General features: G+C 48.0%; 12 protein-coding genes. 2 read left to right on the top strand and 10 right to left on the bottom strand.

Translation table 11 applies throughout. The features are described 5' to 3' along the window. Positions 1-356: 356 nt before the first annotated feature. The 4 genes from HY811_10465 to HY811_10450 form a co-directional block, all read right to left on the bottom strand. Positions 357-1058: a hypothetical protein gene (locus HY811_10465; protein ID MBI4835219.1), complete on the bottom strand. Its 702-nt coding sequence runs from the start codon at positions 1056-1058 to the stop codon at positions 357-359. Positions 1059-1128: 70 nt separating this feature from the next. Further along, positions 1129-3207 (bottom strand): HEAT repeat domain-containing protein, encoded by a 2079-nt coding sequence (locus HY811_10460; GenBank protein ID MBI4835218.1) that lies wholly within the window; start codon positions 3205-3207, stop codon positions 1129-1131. Between the two features lie 117 nt (positions 3208-3324). After that, a complete protein-coding gene (locus HY811_10455) occupies positions 3325-4284 on the bottom strand; it encodes a hypothetical protein (protein MBI4835217.1) in 960 nt (319 codons plus the stop codon). Positions 4285-4295: 11 nt separating this feature from the next. Then, complete coding sequence (locus HY811_10450) at positions 4296-7016, bottom strand: SUMF1/EgtB/PvdO family nonheme iron enzyme (protein ID MBI4835216.1); 2721 nt, start codon at positions 7014-7016, stop codon at positions 4296-4298. A 247-nt stretch (positions 7017-7263) separates the two neighbouring features. Between HY811_10450 and HY811_10445 the strand changes: the two genes are divergently transcribed. Beyond that, positions 7264-8709: a serpin family protein gene (locus HY811_10445; GenBank protein ID MBI4835215.1), complete on the top strand. Its 1446-nt coding sequence runs from the start codon at positions 7264-7266 to the stop codon at positions 8707-8709. Between the two features lie 12 nt (positions 8710-8721). On the opposite strand, the gene HY811_10440 is transcribed toward HY811_10445, so the two are convergent. From HY811_10440 to HY811_10415, 6 genes are all read right to left on the bottom strand, one after another. Next, on the bottom strand, positions 8722-9096 hold the full coding sequence (locus HY811_10440) for a desulfoferrodoxin (protein ID MBI4835214.1): 375 nt from the start codon (positions 9094-9096) through the stop codon (positions 8722-8724). An 88-nt stretch (positions 9097-9184) separates the two neighbouring features. Then, a complete protein-coding gene (locus tag HY811_10435; protein ID MBI4835213.1) occupies positions 9185-9883 on the bottom strand; it encodes a flavin reductase in 699 nt (232 codons plus the stop codon). Between the two features lie 7 nt (positions 9884-9890). Further along, positions 9891-11111, bottom strand: a complete 1221-nt coding sequence (glgC, locus tag HY811_10430) for a glucose-1-phosphate adenylyltransferase (protein ID MBI4835212.1) — start codon at positions 11109-11111, stop codon at positions 9891-9893. An 8-nt stretch (positions 11112-11119) separates the two neighbouring features. Beyond that, positions 11120-13501, bottom strand: a complete 2382-nt coding sequence (lon, locus tag HY811_10425) for an endopeptidase La (GenBank protein ID MBI4835211.1) — start codon at positions 13499-13501, stop codon at positions 11120-11122. A gap of 15 nt (positions 13502-13516) precedes the next feature. Beyond that, on the bottom strand, positions 13517-13969 hold the full coding sequence (locus HY811_10420) for an Hsp20/alpha crystallin family protein (protein MBI4835210.1): 453 nt from the start codon (positions 13967-13969) through the stop codon (positions 13517-13519). Positions 13970-14002: 33 nt separating this feature from the next. Continuing rightward, complete coding sequence (locus HY811_10415) at positions 14003-14704, bottom strand: zinc metallopeptidase (GenBank protein ID MBI4835209.1); 702 nt, start codon at positions 14702-14704, stop codon at positions 14003-14005. A 446-nt stretch (positions 14705-15150) separates the two neighbouring features. Here HY811_10415 and HY811_10410 point away from each other — a divergent pair. Beyond that, positions 15151-21315: putative Ig domain-containing protein (locus HY811_10410; protein ID MBI4835208.1), on the top strand; the 6165-nt coding region annotated here is incomplete at its 3' end.

Genomic DNA, 21315 nt, shown 5'->3' with positions numbered 1-21315 from the left:
CAACCGCGCCATTTTGGCAAGGTTAAAAAGCTGAAGGAATAGCATCTGATACAGGAAACCACCCCTTCCGAATTTAATGCCGACTCAAAAACTCCAAAAAGGATACGGGTTGTATGTACCCGTTGACCATTACAGTGCGGTCAGTTATGGCCATTCCCTTTCATTTCCCCCTCTCGGGACGCCTACTGGACTACATTTCGGGGAACATCCATCAATTTAAAGTAGAATGGTGTCTTCAGGAAATAATTTGTCCCTTTCTGCGAAAGGGTTGGCTGATTGATTAAATATGGTGGAGCCAGAATTGCCAGACACTTACGGTCGGGATTACGCTTCGCTCAAGTTTATTTCTTCCAGTCTTAGCGAGGGTCTTTTATTATATCCGTCTCCGGAAATGTGCAGGAGCCCTGCGCGGTTATGAGTTTTCCCTGTGCATCCGTAACCAGCCTGAATTCCCAAAGGACGATTTCCGTTTCCTGAGCGGGGGCTTCAGCACGGTAACTGATAAGCCATATTTGTTTGCCATCGTTTTCCTGAGTGATTTTCAGGTCCGCCGGTTTTAAGGCTTTTTCCAAAAGTAGGTTTACATATTCATCGGCGCATTTTAAGGCGTCTTCTCTAGTCTTTATTTGGAAAGGCGCGCCTTGTATTTGGGGGTATTTTAAGACGTAAGGAACCTGGACGGGAGTGAGCCGATTGCCTTTTTTATCGATGCTAATACGTTCGTTTATGTAGGCGTACACTTGATTATCCCGCGGGTCGATTAAAGAGTAGGTGACATCATACGCGGCGTAATCAGGGAAGAAAGTCTTGTGCCAGTTATAATCCACGGGTTTTATTTGGGAGGCTTCAATGACATTATTGGGATTATCCGCCTTTTTCTTATTTATCTGGGCTTTGAGGAACTCTTGTGCCTTTGCGCCGGGCCAACTGTCAAATTCTTTTATTTTGGCTTCATCCGGGGCTTTTAGCTTCACATCCCCGCAACCGACGGATGACAGAAGAATCAGCCCTGCGAAACCGAACCATATTGTGGTTGCTAAAACGAATGGGTTTTTCATTTAAATAGTATACCATATTAAAGAGCGGGAATGCGAGAAAATATATATTTCTTTGACGTTTTTTATATATTTATTCTGGTCTAGGCGCCTTAAGTTTATTCAGCGCCGCCCGGGCGCGCTTTTTATAATACCTTTGGCACAATTTAATATCCTTGATTTCCTTTTCGGTGGCTTTGTCTTTCACGCCAAGCTCTATCAGCACAATCGCCGCCCAGCCGCGTTTATAAAAGGATTTATCTTCCAGGAAGCGCGTTATTTCTGGAATGGATTCCTCGTCGCCGAACGAGCCAAGCGCGCTGATAATGCAATGACACGGTGATTTTTCTTTAAGGAGTTTTCTGACCTCGGGCAAGGATTCCATGTCGCCCAGTTCCCCCAAGGCACGGGCGGCACAGCAATGCATGTTTTCATCTTCGCCTTTAAGAAATTCGCGCATTTTTGGAATGGATTTTTTATCGCCTAGTTTGCCAAGCGCCTCTACGGCAGAGTAACGGATATACTCATTTTGATCGTCGAGCGATTCGCGTATCGCGGGAATGGATTCCTTATCGTCCAGTTCGCCCAGGGCGTCAATAGCGGAGCCGCGCGTATTATAATCTTCCGCCTTAAGCAGCTGGCGTATCCGGGGGATGCATTCCTTGTCACCAAGCCCGGCCAGGGCACTGAAAACAGTCTGGCGCATAGCTGCATTTTCATCATCGAGCAACTTGCGTATTTTGGGTATTGATTCTGCATCAACAAACGAGTTAAGGGCAATTACGGCGGAAATACGCACAGATATATTTTCATCCTCGAGCATCTTTCGTATTTTGGGAAGGGACTCGGCATCCTCCAAACGATTAAGCGCCTCGATGGCGGAGCCGCGCACGTAAGCATCAGTGTCTTCAAGCAGCCCGCGTATTTCGGGAATGGATTCCTTATCCTCCAACTCGCCGAGCGCTTCCGCAACGGCGCTGCGCACAGAGATATCTTTATCTTTAAGCGTCTGGCGTATCCAGCTGAGGGATTCTTTATCCCCGAAAGCGCCGAGTGCGCGCACGGAAGAAGCGCGGACCTGCATATTTTCATCTTCGAGCAATTTGCGTATTTGGGGGATGGATTCTTTGTCGTTAAGCCCGGCAAGGGTAGTAATAACGGACTGCCTTACATTCCAACTTTTATCCTCAAGCATCTTGCGCAGTTCAGGGATGGATTCGGCATCTCTAAGATTTAAAACGGCATAAACGGCGGAGGAGCGCACATTTTCGCTTTTATCCTTAAGCATTTGGCGTATTTTTGGGAGTGATTCGGCATCAGAAAATGAGCCCAGAGCGCTTAAGGCGGCGCGGCGCACGTTCTCGTCTTTATCATCAAGCATTTTACGTATTAGGGAAAGTGATTCTTTATCCCCCAAATTCAAAATGGCATAGATGGCGGAGGAACGTATATTATCGTCTTTATCCTCCAGCAATTCGCGTATCAGGGGAAGCGATTCTTTATCGCCCATATTGCTGAGGGAACTGATAGCATAGGAGGATACGGATTGATCGGTATCCCTGACAAGTTTCCTGATGCCCGACATGGACTGGCGAACGGCATTGCGCCACTCCGGTTTATTGACCAGGCCGAGTATCTCGTATTTTTGCCCTAATTCCAAGCCAGCCCCGCCATCCGAAAGGATTTCGTTGATTAGCACGGCGACATCGCCGGAAGTGTTTTCCGGGGGAAGGTCTTTGCTTTCTATCACTTTTTTAAATACGGCGAATTTATCAACTGCGTCCATGCCGCCTATTTCGGAATAGATATCCGGGAATTTTTCCAAGAAGCTTTTGGAGAAACGTGCCCGTTTCCTTGTTTCAATCACTTTGAGTATGTGTTTAGCGCGTATGCTGACTTCGGCATCGCCGTTTTTGACGGCATCCTCGATTGATGCTTCAAACTCATCCAGATTGAGCCTCGGGTTGCTATCCGGCAGTGTTTCCAGGGATTTTTGGGCGGCTTCACGCGTTTCCCAGTCGTCCGAGCCGAGTTCAGTGATTAGTTTTTGGGTATCGGCTTTTAGCGCGGAATTATCGGCCTCTTGTTTTGCATCATCCGCCGGATAGGCCGGCGGGGTAAAAAGCATTACGACAAACGGTAAAATCAGCAGTAAAAGCAGTTTGTATTTCATGGCTTTATTATAGACATATAAACAAATAAATCAAATTTAAGGTGATATTAAAATATAGTAGTATCCCGTATCCCAAAAGAAGCTGGAATTGTCCCGACGCTCAAGAGGCGGTTTTTATTATTCCAGCTCTTCCAACGTGTCGGCGTATTCTTCAAAAATGTCGTTGTGTTCCTCGTAGATGTTTTTCCGGCAATAAAACACAACCCGGAACTTGGCACCGCCAATATCTATCACCCGGGCATAGTATTGGTAATCCGTGCCGTTGATATTGCTTATATAAACTACCGTCGCGGACTTATTGCCCTTCGGATTTTTGACTACTTCGATATCACTATCTTCCTTAAGCATCGCAATAACGTCATTCAGGTAGTCATCGGCCCTGCCTTCAGAATCCTCCTTGGCAATAATGCCCCTGACAGTGCCCTGTCCATCAGAAAACCGGGCGATAAGGATGCCTTCGGGCTTATCCAAAATATCCATATCGTATTCAGACGGAAGAGTCACTTCAAAACCCCACTTGCCACTCGTCCAGGTTTTCTCAGCATCTTTTTGGCCCTTTCCGAGCTTTTTAGTTTCGAAGACGGTAAAAGATTTTTCGCCTAATTTTTCCCCGCCGGTAAAAAACTCGACCCTGTACGTGCCGAGCGGCCACTGGCCCGGTTCATCCCATCCATAGCCCTGGTGAAGTAAGGCCACATCCCAGCTTTGCGGGATGGTGTATTCCAGGACCGGTTCGCCCATTAGATTGCCATCCGGGTAATAATATTTCGCATCAATTTTCACTTTGTTATCCTGTTTACCATACAGTTTATTTTGCACGGTCAGCTCAAAATAAACATAGCGGCTCAAATCACGGTCAAACTCAAACGAATACTTTCTTTTAGTTGCGTCCGGGACTTCGGCTTTGCTCGCTTCGAAAAACTTGATTTCGTCCAACACAAAGGTTCTGCCCTGAACGGCCGGCCTCAGCGGCGGGGGAGACTCTATCGTCTTTTTTACGGCGCACCCGACCATAAGGATAAGGGCGGCCAATACCATCGCCGGGATGGTTTTTGCCAAGAGCTGCCTGTCTTTCATATCTTCCTCCTTTATTCTATTTCTTTTACCAAACGGAAACCTACTTCGAAAGTATGGAAAGCATCCTGATATAGTTGCGTATTATCAATTCCGCAATTTTTAATTTCCCAATTGATCCGACCGCCTTTGACGTAATGATACTTCTGGCCGGAAGTTGTTTTATAGTCAGAAGTCCATTCCGAAAGGTTTCCAGCCATATCATAAACCCCATAGATCGAACAATCCATTCGGAAACTGCCGGCGAATTCCGGGTATGTCTCTTTTGCGCCTTCTGAGATATTGGCAAAGATGCTGTTTGCGACATTACCCCAGGGGTAAAGGCGTTTATCCGCCCCGCGCGCCGCTTTTATCCATTCATCCATAGTCGGCAGCCGATATTTGCCTCCTTTTTTGTCCGATTTCCACATGGCATAAACCATTGCCTGGGAAGGCACCAGATACGCAACGGGAATGCGTTCCAAAACGCTGTTCCTAAGCGCATATTTGCCTTCCGCATCTACAACAAAGGAATCAATTTTCATCCTTTTACAATAGTCAATCATTTCTTCAGAACCTTTTTTATCCGAGTTATTCATAAACTCCACATACTCACCATAAGCCACTTCATATTTACTGATTAAAAATCCCGGAAGGATAACTTTGGCATTCAAATTTAATAGCGGGAAAAACTCACCGGCCGGAACATAAACCATGCCTTCCGGAATTTCCGATTCCTTGAGCAGGCGGACATCCGCAATTTCCGATTCCTTTCGCTCGATAAAAACCGGGTAGCGCGTATCCGCATAGCCATCTTTATGGAGAACGGCCAGGTAAGAGCCCATTTCCAAATCCTTCCAATCCAGTGGGGTCTGTCCAAGCTTGAGAGATTGGACCTTAGAAAGGTCCTGCAATGCCATCTCCACAGTATTAAATCCTTCGGGTGAGAGGCGTTTATCAGCAGTGGCTTTCAGGCTGAAGAGGTAAACCTCCGCGCCCGGTGGGTTGCTCGTGATTTTAAGGCGGCCGGCGCCTTTCAAGTAATCCGCATGAATTCCTTTGCGGTCATATAGCGCCAGCAATTGCCCGTAAATCTCGGCCAGCTTATAGTCATTCACCTTTTCCGCCCAATCGAAATAGATCCGGTAAATCCCGGAGAGGTCTTTGTTGACGGTTTCGTTATCGCGGTTAAGCTGGTAAACGGACTGGTAATTCTGGATGGCCTTATCATATTTTTCCTTGATTATCTCCTGTTTTTCCAGCCATTGCTTGTAATATTTCCCGTGGTCTATTTTGTGGCCTTCTTCAGCCGTAAACGTTTTAAAGAGAATCGTTTCTATCGGCTTTATTTCTTCCTGCAATAGTTTATCGCCCGCCTCTTTAAACGCCCGGGCCGGCGCGAGGAGTTCGGATATCTTTTTGCTGCGTTCGGATTCGACGGCGTGTTTTTTCTCTTCTTCGGCCAAGGAAGATAGTTTTTCTTTGCAATCCCCGGCTCCAATCGTTGCAAATACATTATCCGGATCCAGCCCCAAAGCTTTATTATAGGATTCCAACGCCTTTTCATAATCATTTTGCGATACAAACTCTTCCGCCTCGCTCAAGTTATTCCGGATTTCCGCCTGTTTTTGCGAGTATTGCAGGTAGGTTAGTCCTCCATAGAGCCCGGCCGTAACCAAGACAATAGCGGCGATACTGCCGCTCAAGATTTTATTCCGCTTGACCCATTTAACCGCCCTGACAAGAAGAGCATCAGGAAGAGCCGAGACGGATTTGCCCTCCAGGTAGCTTTGGATATCCGCGGCCAAAAGCTGGGCTGAAGCATAGCGTTTGCTTTTGTTTTTTGCCATGGCCTTAAGGCAAACGGCTTCCAGCTCTTTCGGGATATGGTTAACGGGATTGCGTTTTCTGGGAGGCGTTACGGGTTTATTCACCACCGCCTCCAAAACCTTATCGATATCCTTATTGACATATGGGGGAGTAAAAGTAAGTATCTGGTAAAGGATGGTGCCCAGGCCGTAGACATCGCTTCGCGCGTCGATTTCGGAAACCTCACCGGCGGCTTGTTCCGGGGGCATATAAGCAGGAGTGCCCATGACCGTCCCATCCATTGTTTTGGTCACCATACCGCTTTCCCGGACGCCTTCGACTTTAGCGACACCACCTTTGCGCTCGGATTTGCCGAGGACCTTGGCCAGACCCCAATCCATTATCAAGACCTCGCCGAACTCACCGACCATTATGTTTTCCGGCTTCAAATCGCGGTGGACGACGCCTTTACTGGCGGCAAAAGCAATGCCGTTGCATGCCTGGATAAATATCTGCAGGAGTCTGTTCGAAGAATATTGCTGGATACTATGAGTGGATTTCTTTTCCTTAAGAGAATCGATGATAGCTTCCAGGGTAACCCCTTTGACCAGCTTCATGGTATAATAAATCTTACCGTCTTTTGTTTTTCCGAGCTCGTAGGTCGGGACGATATTGGGATGCTCCAACTGGCCGGTAATCTGGACTTCTTCTATAAAACGGGACATGCTGGAGGCATCAGAGGCTTTATCTCTGATAATCAGCTTCAGCGCCACCTTACGCTGGATATTTTTATCGACCACGGAAAGCACTTCGCCCATGCCGCCTTTGCCGAGCTTTTTTTCCACGTGGTATTTCTCGTCCTGGCCGAAAAGCTCGAAAAACGGCATGCCGTCATCAGTGATTTCATCTTTTACCGTTTTTGGAAGCTCGTTTTCCTTCATTCCCATATCTATTCCTTTAAGTGTGTTTCCAGTTAATTATAGCTTGTTACCGTGCTTTGTCAAGTGAAAATACCTATGGGCGGATTTTAGATAAGAAAGAAGCTTCCTGCTGCCCGAAATAAATTCATCTTAAAACTTTATTTTTTGACAAGATTTGGTATGATGAGAGTTGATATTCAGACGGTGTTAGAAATTACGCAGCCAACCTTTAGGTGCGCCTGAATGATTATAAATAGTGGAGATGGAAGGATATATGATAAAACGAATGATAACCACGGCGTTTTTGGGGATGCTGGCCGTAACAGGGGTTCTCTTATACAATACCGCGCTACAGGCGGATTGGTGCTCGAAGGAATGCAAAAGCCGTTTCAAAGCCGCGGTAATCGGCCATTGCGCCTTCTGCAAGACGGAAATATTTTACAATGCGGACACCTACTGCCAGAAGTGTTCGAAGAAACTTAACCGCTGTGAAGGCTGTGGAATGGATTTGGCTAAAAAATCCGAACCAATAGCGGAACCCGCAAAAAATTCTCCCAAAAAAGAAGAGCCAGAATCAAAGAAAAAAGCGTCCGATGTAAACAAGGTCGTAGCCTACAATAACAAATTCGCCCTTGGCCTTTACGGAATGCTGCGCGCGGAAAAAGGCAACCTTTTCTTTTCTCCATACAGCATTTCAAGCGCACTGGCCATGGCCTATGCCGGCGCCAAAAATGAAACCGCTAAACAGATGGCAAAAACCCTTTACTTTGAAACCGACCCGGAAATACTCCACGAGGCTTTCGCCCAACTTAACAAGGAGTTTAATGGACCGGATAAAAAAGGATATGAGCTAAACGTCGCCAACATGCTTTGGGGGCAGAAAGGCTATAATTTCCTGCCGGCGTTCCTGGATTCGACCAAGAATTTTTACGGAGTGGAATTAATGGAAGTTGATTTTGAAAAGGCAACCGAGGAATCGCGCCAGGCTATCAATAGCTGGGTGGAAAAAGAGACCAAGGATAAAATCAAGGAACTATTGAAAGAAGGAGTTCTAAATGAGGCGACAAGGCTAGTCTTGACAAATGCGATTTACTTTAAGGGAAAATGGCAGTTTATATTTGATAAGGAAGGGACCAAAAACCTCAACTTCCAACTCGCCGAAGATAAATATATTGAAACTCTTATGATGCAGCAGGAAAATGAATTCAATTACGCCCGACTGGAAAACATGCGGATACTGGAGATGCCTTACCGCGACAGCTCTTTGGCCATGGCGGTATTGCTTCCGGATAATGTCAACGGATTAGCAGGCCTCGAAAAAGCCCTGAATCCCGAACAATTGGATAAATGGCTGCAAGTCATGAAGAAGCAAACAGTGGAGGTCGGCTTCCCGCAACTGAAATTCACCAAAGATATTGAGTTAAGCGGAATCCTTAAGACAATGGGAATGACCGATGCGTTCAGCTTCGGAAAGGCTGATTTTTCCGGAATGAACGGGAATAAGGATTTTTTTATCACCAGTGTAATCCACAAAGCATTTGTGGAGGTTAACGAGGAAGGCACCGAGGCCGCGGCGGCAACGGCAGTGACAATGGAAGCAACTGCAATGCCTGAAGAAAAAACGACTTTCTGGGCAGATCATCCGTTTATATTCCTGATACGCGATACCAAGACCAACAGCATCCTCTTTATGGGCAGGGTGGAAAACCCCAATGAGTGACACTAATTGCCCTTAGCTTTTCCACAGGCCGTGGAGGTTGCAGTATTCGCGGGCGGTAACGGTTTCCGCCTTGAGGTAGAATTCGGCTTCGGGCTTGTCTCCGGTTTTTAGGAACTTGCGGCAGACCCGGCCATCGGCCAATACTTCAATCCATTCGATGTAATGCTTTTCTTCCATGGGGTGGGGCATACTGCCGATTTTTACCAAGAATCCGTAAGAGGTTTTTTCCACGACCGGGACATGCTTTTCCTTTGAAGCATCGACGGTATTTTCCACCATTTGTTTCATAGGTTTGCCACAGCATACCAAATCGCCTTTGGCTTCGTGTAATACATCAACGATGTTCCCGCATATTTCGCATTTGTACACCTGTAATCTCGCGGCCATATCAAACTCCTTTTTTATTATTTCACCATCCCTAAAGAGACGTCGTTACACTCCGATGAACCACATACCGGTTTGAGATTATAAAGGATTAAACTTTTTCGAATTCGGATTTACCGACGCCACAGACCGGACAGACCCAGTCATCCGGAATATTCTGGAAGGCGGTGCCCGGCTTTATACCGGAATCGGGGTCTCCTTTCTCCGGGTCGTAGATGTAGCCGCAGACTTTGCAAACATATTTATCCATTTTGGTTCCCTCCTTTTGCTTAGGCGCGTTATCCACCGCAGCAACATACGTCGGGGCGGTGGATGGCGCTTTCCCTTTTTTTACTTCATGATAATAGCAATAGGTCATGCCTTCCTCATCCTGTATGACTTCTGCATTGACCACCTTGCCGATAAAAACAGTATGGGTCACCACATCAACGGACTTGATGACTTCGGCTTCCAGGTAAGCCAGGGTATTATCAAGAACAATCGGGACGCCGGTCACCCCGGTTTTCGTCTTGACGCCTTCGAACTTATCCAGGTCACGCCCTGATTTAAACCCGAATGTTCCGATAAGTTTAATCGGGGTATCCTTATTCAGGACGGAAACGGTAAAAACATTGCTTTCGGAAATATATTCATGGGTGAGGTTTTTCTTATGGATGCTTACCGCAATGGTGGGGGGTTCGGAGGTAATTTGGAAAACGGTATTGGCAATCTGTCCGTTAAAACTGTCTCCTTTACGCGAAGAGACGATATACATTCCGTAACCGATTTTATGCAATGCTTTTGGATTCATTCCGTATTTACAAATGCTGCTCTTTGGCGATTACTACGATACCGCCTTCACTGACGGCAAACCGTTTGCGGTCTTTTTCCAGGTCATAGCCAATTTCCATGCCGGCCGGTATTTTAACATTCTTATCGATGATGGCATTTTTTATCTTGGCGCGGCGTCCGACATCGACGCCTTCGAAGAGAATAGAGCCGAATATATTGGAATAGCTGTTTACCCGGACGTTGGGCGATATGATGCAGCGCTCCACACGGCCGCCGCTGATGATCGAACCCTGGCTGACGAGCGAATCAAGCGCCGTTCCGCGCCGGGCATCCGGTCCTTCCTGCGCAAAGACAAATTTAGGCGGCGGCGCAGGGGTCCGGTAGGTGTAAATAGGCCATTCCGGTTCATATAAATTAAATTCAGGCGAGACCGAAACCAAATCCATATTCGCCATGTAATATGCGTCTATGGTCCCGACATCGCGCCAGTATCCCGGCCCGTTGGTTTTAGAATCAGTAAATGGGTAGACATAAAGCTGTTTCTTGCCGAGAAGGCCGGGGACAATATCACGCCCGAAATCATGCGTGCTTTTTTCATTTTTCGCATCGGCCACGAGAGTTTCATACAGAATAGAGGTGGTAAATATGTAGATACCCATCGATGCCAGGCACATTTTAGGGTTATCATGCTTTGTTATCGGATTACTGTGCGGTTTTTCCTGAAAGGCGGTAATGCGGTTTGATGAATCCACGCCGATAATACCGTAAAGGGGAGACAATTCCGAAGGAACAGGAACGGCGCCGACCGTGACATCGGCGTTTTTTTCAATGTGAGAAGCGAGCATTTCCGCATAGTTCATTTTGTAAACGTGGTCGCCGGCAAGGATAATCACGTATGCCGGGTTTTCCTTTTCGATTGAATAAATATTCTGGTAAACCGAATCCGCGGTGCCCAGGTACCAGGTGTCCCTGATACGCTGCTGGGGCGGGATGGTTTCCACGTATTCACCCAATTCCGGGGAAAGGAAATTCCACCCATCACGCAAATGGCGGTTGAGGGAATTACATTTATACTGGACCAGAACGATAATCTTCCGGAAATTTGAGTTTAGGGCGTTGCTTAAGGTAAAATCAATGATGCGGTAAATCCCGCCGAATGGAACAGCCGGCTTGGTGCGGTCGCGGGTTAAAGGCTCCAGGCGCTCGCCTTTGCCGCCGGCCATTACGACCACCAGTGTCTTTTTGATATTGTTCATTATTTAAAAGCCTTTTTGACCGCCTGCTCAATGGTGTCCAAATATTCAAAATGAAGTCCTTTGGTCAGCCGGAGCGGGATGTCCTCGATATCTTTCATGTTCTTTTTGGGCAGGAGCACCGTCTTAATGCCGCTGCTTTTTGCCGCAAGCACCTTTTCTTTTATCCCGCCAACCGGCAGCACTTTCCCGCGCAGGGTAATTTCCCCTGTCATAGCGACATCGGAACGGACGGGCCTGTTGGTCAAGAGCGAAATCAGCGAAATCGCCATGGTCACGCCGGCGGAAGGGCCGTCTTTCGGAATCGCCCCGGCCGGGACATGGACATGGATATCTGATTCCCTGAAGAAATCTTCCTGTATCTTAAACTTCTTGGCATGCGCCCGGATATAACTCAAAGCCGCCTGGGCAGATTCTTTCATCACTTCGCCCAAGTGGCCGGTAAGCATGAAACCTTTATTCCCTTTCATGCGTGTGGCTTCTATAAAAAGGATATCACCTCCGACCCTGGTCCAGGCCAGTCCGGTTGCCACGCCGGGTTCGCTGGTGCGTTCGGCGATTTCCTGGAAATACTTGATGGGTCCTAAAAAGTCAGCGACATTATTAGCCGTGATTTTCCTGGCGAATTTATTGCCGCTGGCTTTTTCCTTGGCTATTTTACGGCAGAGAGTGGCAATTTCCCTTTCCAGGTTGCGGACGCCCGATTCACGCGCATAAGAACTGATTATTTTACACAGGGCTGATTCATCTATGGTAAAATCCTTTTCATCCAAACCGTGTTCCTTCAGTTGTTTCGGAATCAGGTGCAGTTGGGCAATTTTTATTTTTTCCTCCTCGGTATAGCCGGGCAATTCCAGTATTTCCATCCTGTCCTGTAACGGCGGGGGAATGGTATCCAGGATATTGGCCGTGGTAATGAACATCACCTTGGAAAGGTCGAAAGGAACTTCCAAGTAATGGTCGGAAAAGGAAAAATTCTGTTCGGGGTCAAGCACTTCCAGAAGGGCACTTGAAGGATCGCCCCGGAAATCCTGCCCGATTTTATCGACTTCATCCAGCATAAAAATTGGGTTATTGGAACCGGCTTTACGGATGCCCTGGATAATCCTGCCCGGCAAAGCGCCGACGTAGGTGCGGCGGTGGCCGCGGACTTCCGCCTCATCCCGGATTCCGCCCAAGGACATACGGTAAAAATTCCTTCCCAAAGCACGGGCAATCGAACGACCCAGCGATGTCTTACCGACACCCGGAGGCCCGACGAAACAGAGTATTGGCCCGCGCATATCGTTTTTAAGTTTCCTGACGGCAAGGTATTCAAGAATCCTTTCCTTCACCTTTTCCAGGCCGTAATGGTCGTCGTCAAGGACTTTCTGCGCCTTTTTTATGTCCAGCATGTCGTTCGTTGAGGCAGACCATGGCAGTGTAACAAGCCAGTCCAGATATGTCCGGGAAACACTATATTCAGCCGAAGCAGGAGAAATACGCGCCAGGCGAGCAATCTCTTCATCCGCCGCTTTCTGGGCTTCGGGAGACAGTTTGGCTTTTTCAACTTTTTCCTTAAGTTCTTTCATTTCACGGGAGTGGTCGTCTTCTTCGCCCAGTTCCTGCTGTATGATGCGCATCTGCTCACGCAGGAGCTGGTCTTTTTGCGCTTTTGTTATTTCACTCTGCAGCTGGTTCTGGATTTTACTGCCCAACTGGATGACTTCCATTTCGCGGTTGAGAAGCCGGATGATACGCTCCAATTTCAATTTGACATCGTTTTCTTCAAGTATTTTCTGCTTCTCCTGGACAGGGAAATTCATGTTTGCGGCAATCAGATAAGAAAGCAACACCGGGGAAGTAATATTCATGGCCGCCATTTGCAGTTCTTCCACCGGCAAATAAGGGACCTGTTTGATGACATTGATAAAAACATTGGTAGCAGTGCGTGTTAAGGCAAGCAGCTCATCTGAATTTTCCACGACATCCTGAATGATTTGGACCTTTGCCTTAAGATAAGGTTCGTGCTGGACCATGCCAACGAGCTTAAATCTTTCGCCGCCCTGGACCAAAATACGCGCTTTGCCGTCGGGCATCTTCAGCATTTTCAAGACGACCGCGCGGCAACCATACTCATATAAGTTATAGGCCCTGGTATCATCCTCCTGTTCGGCAGTCCCTTTCATCGTGATATGGCCGAATGATTTATCGCCGCCCAAGACATCATCAATCAGGCTTAACGACTCGGAATCACTAATTAACAAAGGCATGAGGACTCCGGGGAACAGGACGATATCGCGTGAAGATAAAATCGCCAATTCAACAACCGTTCCTTCTTTCAGGCGGTCCTGAACCACAGGCAATGCCGCTTCAATATCTTTTCCGTCATTTTCGTCAGGCATCTTTTTTGCTCCAAATTATTTTTTAATTTTAATCTGTTTTGTTTTACACGATGATGGCTGGTTGTTTTTCGGTATAACCAGCTCCAGAAAACCATCCCTGTATGAGGCGTAAGCATGCTCCGGCTCGACATAACCGTGCAAAGCAATTACCCTCTCCAGGGCGCCGTAATTTATTTCCATCTGTTTAAAAACACGCTTTGGCCGCTTATCACAATCCGACCGGATTCCTTTAATCACGACTTTATTTTCTTCGATATTAATGGCGATATCATCCTGGCTTATGCCGGAAATCTCGCATTTAATGATTATTTCTTCGGAGGTTTCGTAGACATCTGTAGGCGGATGCCAGATATGTTCGGAATACATCATGACGAGCTTGTTGGACGAAATCACTATCTCGCGAAAACCGCCAAGTCCATGCGAGATGCCTTTGGTGTGTTGATTAATCGAATGTCTTGCTGGGCTCATTCTCTGCCTCCTTATTATGAAATATAATTTAAATCAATCCTGGGACCGCCGGATTAAAATCAAACGCAGAAGCATCAAGATTGAAGAGAGTGTTGCGGCAACATAGGTAAAAGCAGCCGCATTCAAAACCGCCCGGGCATCACTGATTTCACTCTCTAAAACAATGCCGTTTGTTTTCAATAACACCAAAGCACGCTTGCTGGCATTAAATTCTACCGGCAAGGTCACAACCTGGAAGACAACCACTCCGGTCATTACTATTATCCCGACATCAAGCATCCAAACCGGCCAACCCCGATAAGTTGACATCATAAAAATACTTCCCAGAAGTATGATATACCATAAATGCTGGCCGAAAGCTACTACCGGAGCGATTCCGTTCCGGAATACCAGCGGTGTATATGATTGCTGGTGCTGGATGGCGTGTCCGGCTTCGTGCGCGGCAACGCCCAAGGCGGCTAATGAACGGCTGTTATATACGGTATCTGATAACCGCAATACTCTTTCACGAGGGTCGTAATGGTCGGTCAGGTTTCCCGGAACATGTTCTATCGGGACATCGGCGAGGCCGGCTTGGTCGAGTATCTGGCGCGCCGCGTCAGTGGCATTAATCCCGGAACTTGCAGTCCGCTGGGCATATTTCGCGTAAGTGGTCTTGACGCGTATCTGGGCGTATAAAGCGATTAAGATGGCGGGAATCATCAGCCACCATGTCCAGTCGAAATAGAAAAACATTCCCATAACTTTCTCCTCAACTAAAACTCACGCAACTTGACTTGATTATACTAAAATAAAAAAAGTATGTCAAATATAGATGAGCAATAAAAGGTGTTGCAGGTTACCGGTTACAGGTTATAAGTTAGTGGTGGGCGGCCCTCATCAGCGGGTAGCAAGATCGTGAAGCGCGGCAGTGTTTTGAGAGAATGCGGCGAAAATATTTTACCTGAACAATAAAAATTTCTTGACAAGGAGCGCATCCCAATTTAGTATACGCTACGACTGACTAAATTGAATTATATCTTACAGCTTAAAGTACGACAACGTTGATATAAGATATTTCGAGAAAGGAATATCTTGGAAAGTTCTTGTTCCCTCAGAGGGAATCCCTCTTCCGGTCAATCACTCCATTTCAATCTTTTCGTAAATCATTTACATTATATTATATATAAAGGAGATTGTCCATGTTGAACAAAACCAAATTGTCAACTGCCCTGGTAATTTCTCTGGCAATTCTTTGCGTCTTTGCGGTGAATTCCCTTGCCTTTGCCGACCCGATTACCATTACCACCAACAGCCCCTTGCCCAGCGGGCAGGTTAATTCCGCGTACAACACCCAGATAAACGCCGCGAATGGCACGCTCTTTGATTGCTGGGGCTATGATGAATTCGAACCCCCTTACATCGGTTCAGGGTATGTCTGGGAATTGACCGCCGGGAGCCTGCCTCCGGGATTAAGCCTAACCACGACCAATGGCGGACCCGGTTATGGATGGTGGGACCAGGCAGATAACTTTTATACATCATTATATCCCGGACAAGCTAAACTGGTCGGCACACCCACCCAGGCAGGCACATATAACTTTACTCTAAGAGCCAAAGGCTATCCAAACGATCCGGTTACCAAAGAATTCTCGCTTACCATTAACGGGCAGCCATTAAACATTACGACTAGTTCAATGCCCGATGGCGAAGTGAATTATGCGTATACTAAAACCTTAACGGCGGTAGGCGGAGCCACTCCTTATACCTGGTCTGTTCTTACCGGCTCATTGCCCGGCGGTTTGAATCTCAATTCATCCACCGGAGTTATCTCCGGCACACCCACAGCCAGCGGCACCGGTAACTTTACGGTTAAAGCAGTTTCTAACGACAGCCAGGAAGATACCCAAAGCTTAAGCATCTATATCGCACCGGCATTGTCAATTACCACCCAGAGCCCTCTGCCTTCGGCAACCTTAAGCGGCACTTATAATACTACCATCAATTCTACCGGCGGCATCCTTTACGATTGCTGGGGCTATGACGAATACGAGCCGCCTTACATCGGCTCAGGATACCGCGTGAGCATAATAAGCGGCACATTGCCCGCAGGCTTGAGCCTAACCACGAGCAATGGCGGGCCCGGTTACGGGTGGTGGGACCAGGCAGATACTTTTTATACCAACGAACCATACCCGGGGCAAGCCAAACTGGTTGGCACGCCCGCCCAATACGGGACATTCCTTTTTACCCTGCAAATACGGGATTACCTCGGAGTCATTGTAACCAGGGATTATTCTCTCACCGTAGCCATTCCCCAGCTTAATATCACTACCGCATCCTTGCCGGATGGGGAAGTAAATCACCCTTATAGCGCGGGGCTTAATTATAGCGGGGGTCTCCCTCCCTATACCTGGTCTATTCTTTCCGGCTCATTGCCTGCCGGATTAAACCTGAATTCATCCACCGGCGCAATTACCGGTACGCCGGAGAGTAACGGCACGGCTAATTTTACGATTAAAGTTATTTCTAATGACAGCCAGGAAGATACCCAGCCTTTAAGTATCTATATTGCCCCTGCTTTGGTGATTACCACCCAAAGCCCCCTCAATTCGGCAACCATAAATATCGCTTACAATAATACGCTCAGCGCCACCGGCGGCATCCTTTACGATTGCTGGGGCTATGACGAATACGAGCCGCCTTACATATGTTCGGGATACCGTTTCAGCATAATAAGCGGCACCCTGCCCGCGGGAATCAGTTTGATATCAACCAATGGCGGACCCGGTTACGGGTGGTGGGACCAGGCGGATACTTTTTATTCCAGCGACCCATACCCCGGGTTGCCAAAACTGTCCGGTACACCCACGGTCACCGGAGTTTACAACGCAACGCTCAGGCTAAGCGATTTCCCGGGCGCCCAGCCAACCCTGGATTTTTCCCTTACGGTTAACTACGCTTTTAATATTACGACGCAATCGCTTCCCTATTCCCATAAAAACGTTCCTTATGCCGTTGCCTTAAGCGCAAGCGGTGCACCGGCTCCTTATACCTGGACTATTGTTTCAGGCAGCCTGCCCGAAGGCATAACTTTAAATAGCTCCACCGGTTTATTGAGCGGCACACCTACGGTTACCGGCACGTATTATATTACCTTCCAGGTTGCCGGTTTAGACCCTGTGCTTAATCCAATTGCCCAGAAACAGCTTCTATTGGACGCAAGGGACACCTGGGATAACCTGACCGGCGGCGACCATCAGGGCGCGGACTGGACAATAACAGCAAATACCACCATAGGCGGAGAACATTTTAATGTAGGAGATTTTACCGTTAACCAGGGCGTAACCGTGGAGTTCCAGACCGGCAGCGGCCGGGAAGTCCAGGCTCAAGGCGATATCGTGATTAACGGGATATTGAAATCAACATCACGCGGGGTAATAAACTTGAAGACCGATGGCAATATAACGATTGGCGTTAACGGCAAGATAGATTTGACCGATTCTAACCTGAATGGGATAGAAGACCCGACCTTAACTAATGGTTTGGATGCGCCGGATTATGAAAAAGGCGGCGGCGGTGGCGGATACGGCGGCACGGGCGGCGCGGGCGGCGGCAATCCTAATTCCGGCGGTGCCGCGCGCGGCACGGCTTATTTCGACGATATTGCCCAGGGCTCTGACGGCGGCAGTGTTGTTCCTCCGGGCCCGGCTGATCCCTACGGCGGCAAAGGCGGCGTCTGCCTGCTTTATGCTGCTCAAACTATCTTGGTTCAGGGCATCATCGATGCCAGCGGCACTGACGGTGAGGATGGTATCCAGGTCGACGACCTCTTCACAGGCGGCGCGGGCGGCGGTTCGGGTGGCGGTATCTTATTTAGGGCATACAGGATTGCCGTTACGGGAAAAATCTACGCGGATGGCGGTAACGGCGGCGTGCCTGCACCATACAGTGCTATGAACGGCGGCGGCGGTGCGTCAGGAGGACGCGTCAAGTTCTTCGCCGCGTTCATGGAGTATAATTATAACGAATCAAATCCCAATGACCCGAACAATAATATTTACGTGCGCGGAGGCTCCGCAGGCAGTTCTTCTGCCCAGCCCGGGCAGGCAGGCACATTCTTCGCCAAGCCGATGCAGGCTTTGCCGCGTAACCAGGTTTATGAAGGCGTCGGCGTCAATCCATATCTGGGTAATCTTACCTTATCGCTCCCCATGTCCGTAAAAGGCAAGGTCGTTCCGTTAATCATGCCTTCACTCCCGAATTGCAATACGGATGACGGCATCACGCGCCTCTTTGCGCTTACCTACATGAGCACCGGCAATCCTTCTTCCATGGGCGCGCTAGGGGCGTATTGGAGCCATTCTTATGAAATATGGCTAGACCCAACTCCCATAAACGGCGATATTCTTTATAACCACGATAACCGCTCCGACCGCTTTACTAAAAATCCGGATAATTCCTATACCGCGCCCGCGGGACTATATGCCAAACTGGAAAAACAGCAAGATGGCACATATATCCTGACCGGTCGCTTCGGTGATAAGCGCTATTTCGACGCTTTGGGCAGGCTTACCAGATGGGAATCGCCTTCCGGCACCTTCCTTGTTTTCCAGTATAATAATTCTTCTTATCCCTGTTACCCGACTGATATCACGGATAACTGGGGCAGGGCTTTACAGCTTGTTTATTATTCTAACGGATTATTGTATCACGTTATTGAAGTTTATGCAAACCGGACATGGGAACTCGGATTTAACGCCAAGCATTGTTTTAATCTCCTGACCATTCCCGGCGGCAAGACCATCCCGATTGCCTATTTGTCGGAAGGGCAGAATAACCAGGGCACGCTTTCTAATGCCGATTATCTGGTGGAAAGCATGAAAGACCATGCCGGGCAGACTTTCTTAACCAATACCTATGAACAGAGCACCTTAAGCGTAAACTTAGGCAAACCTATCCAGCAGACGCTTGGGCACGGCGGCGTTTATCATATTTCTTACGGTGTCGATGCCAACGGGCAGTATGCGGAAGTACTTGATATGAACGGCAACTTAAGAAAGGAATATTTTAATACCTCCGGTTTTATGACCTCCATCAGGCAGTATACTAACCCCAACCTGCGTCCGGAAGAGCCTGAGTTTTATGCAACCACCTTTACATGCAATGCCAATTATGAAACTACCGGCGTGTTTTTCCCGATGGGCAACTCCATAGTCAATGCCTTTGATACAACTAATTCTGACCCCCTGGCACGGGGGAATTTACTTAGCTCTACCCAAAAACCCATTCCGGGAGCAGGGGCTCCGCCGGATATTATTGAATCAATGACCTATGAATCACGCTTCCAGCGTTTGAAAACCTATACTAATCCTCTGCAAAAGACAAGCACCCTTTTCTATGAATGGGAAGAGGCTACCGAAGGCGACCTTAACAATGACGGCATTACCGATAGGAGTACCGATAAAACCGTCAAACTGGTTTGCCCGGTGGTTACCTTAGGCTTAGCCGCGCAGGGCGGAAACCAAACCCGCGACTTACTCTTCCGCTGGAATTCTTCCGGACAGCCCACGGGCTCCACCGACCCGGATGGCTTTATGAATGCCATTGACTATTATACGGATGCCACCCGTAAAGGTTTCCTCTGGAAAAGCATCCTGGATTCGGCAACAGGCGGAAAGCAGATTACCTCCTCGCAAGACTATAACTCCGCCGGCGACGTAGTTTCTTCAACAGACGCCAAGGGCAATACCACCGGATATCAGGTTAGTACACTCGGCTTAATGGAACAGATTAATCCGCCCGCCCCGTTTACTAATAAATACCGTAAGATGTTCCACTACAATGATAACGGCGTCATGGATTATCTGGATATAGAAAACACGGATAATCCCGCGGGGACACCGGATGAATATAATATGCAGTGGATTCGGACGTCATTTATCCGCGGTGTCATGGATAACCTTACTTCTTATATCCAGCAGGTTTCTGCCACGCAGAATATCACCACCGGCATCGGATACGACCCGTGCCTGAATGCGGACTTACTGACCAAGCCGGAAGGCAACCAGGTAAAGAAGTCTTTTGACGAGCGCGGGCTTCCCTGGGAAACAATTTATGGATACGGCACAAGCATCTGGGGCAGTTATAAGAATTATTACGATGCCAACGGTAACCACGTAAAAACAGTTGACCCCAGGGGATATGAAAACACTACCTTGAGGGATAAGTTCGGCAGGTATGTCGGTTCAATAGACGCCCTGGGCAACCGGACGGATATAGAGCTTAACGCCTGCGGAAGCACTTTAAGCGTAACGCGCAAGAATTCCGCCGGTGTCATATTGAGTGTAACGAAATATCTCCGTGACGAAGCCGAGCGGGTTTATGAAACGCAGGTCTGGAAAGGCAATCCATTAACCCAACAGCCGCCGTCACAAGGCGAGTGGTCAACCACTCAGTATAAGTTTAACAAGCGTTCGCTGGTCGAACTGGTGCGGGATGCCCTTAACCACGATTCCATTACAGAATATGACGCCCTCGGCAGGCCCATAAAAACACAGGATGCCAAAGGGAATATGGTGGAGCTTACCCTGGATGCCAATTCCAATCCCGAAGTGATGGTTGAGACGGAAATCTTGAATTCTCCTTCGCAGGAATATACCACCACTAATGTCTTTGACGAATTAGACCGCCTGAAAAGCACCACCCGGACAGGCGATAACGCGACCCGCCAATTCGGGTATAATTCCAGAAACGATATGGTATCCTTAATTGATGCGGAAGGCAACACCTCGTATAGTATCGTGGATGGTTTATCCCGTTTACGCAAAACCTTGCAGGATTTGCGTGTAGGAGGAAAAGGAACAGGGAATATCATTGATACCATTGTTACTATGCAGGAGTGGGATGACAATTCCAGAAGAACCTCAATGACGGATGATAAAGGAAATATTTCAAGCTGGATATATGACGCGCGTGACAGGCAGACAGATGAATATTTGCCGGGCGGGATACATACCAATTGGCAATATGATTTGGCTAATAACGTGACCCAGAAAACAGACCCTAACGGAAGCGTCATCGTCCAGACGTTTAATGCCGTGAATATGATTACCGGACGCACTATCACCAGAGCCACCGGCGTTATCGGCACTACATGGGAAGAATTTGCTTATAACGGAGCATACCAGATGACACAGGCGCGTAATGACGATTCCACGGTCAACATGAAATATAATTCATTCGGCTTGACCACAGAGGAAGAGCAGATTTTGGGGGCATATAGCGGTATCGTGTCATCGGGTTATAATATCGTTGGCAAGCAGACCGGCTTGACTTATCCCTCCGGTAAAGCCTTGACTTTTGTG

It is taken from the genome of Planctomycetota bacterium (genome assembly GCA_016207825.1).
Lineage (GTDB): Bacteria > Planctomycetota > MHYJ01 > JACQXL01 > JACQZI01 > JACQZI01.
The sequence above is the reverse complement of the archived record's forward strand: the minus strand, read 5'-3'. Positions and strand labels throughout refer to the sequence as shown.

Coding starts and splice junctions, on each gene's coding strand:
- HY811_10465 (MBI4835219.1), bottom strand. CDS start 1,058: ATGAAAAACCCATTCGTTTTAGCAACCACAATATGGTTCGGTTTCGCA.
- HY811_10460 (MBI4835218.1), bottom strand. CDS start 3,207: ATGAAATACAAACTGCTTTTACTGCTGATTTTACCGTTTGTCGTAATG.
- HY811_10455 (MBI4835217.1), bottom strand. CDS start 4,284: ATGAAAGACAGGCAGCTCTTGGCAAAAACCATCCCGGCGATGGTATTG.
- HY811_10450 (MBI4835216.1), bottom strand. CDS start 7,016: ATGGGAATGAAGGAAAACGAGCTTCCAAAAACGGTAAAAGATGAAATC.
- HY811_10445 (MBI4835215.1), top strand. CDS start 7,264: ATGATAAAACGAATGATAACCACGGCGTTTTTGGGGATGCTGGCCGTA.
- HY811_10440 (MBI4835214.1), bottom strand. CDS start 9,096: ATGGCCGCGAGATTACAGGTGTACAAATGCGAAATATGCGGGAACATC.
- HY811_10435 (MBI4835213.1), bottom strand. CDS start 9,883: ATGAATCCAAAAGCATTGCATAAAATCGGTTACGGAATGTATATCGTC.
- lon (MBI4835211.1), bottom strand. CDS start 13,501: ATGCCTGACGAAAATGACGGAAAAGATATTGAAGCGGCATTGCCTGTG.
- HY811_10420 (MBI4835210.1), bottom strand. CDS start 13,969: ATGAGCCCAGCAAGACATTCGATTAATCAACACACCAAAGGCATCTCG.
- HY811_10415 (MBI4835209.1), bottom strand. CDS start 14,704: ATGTTTTTCTATTTCGACTGGACATGGTGGCTGATGATTCCCGCCATC.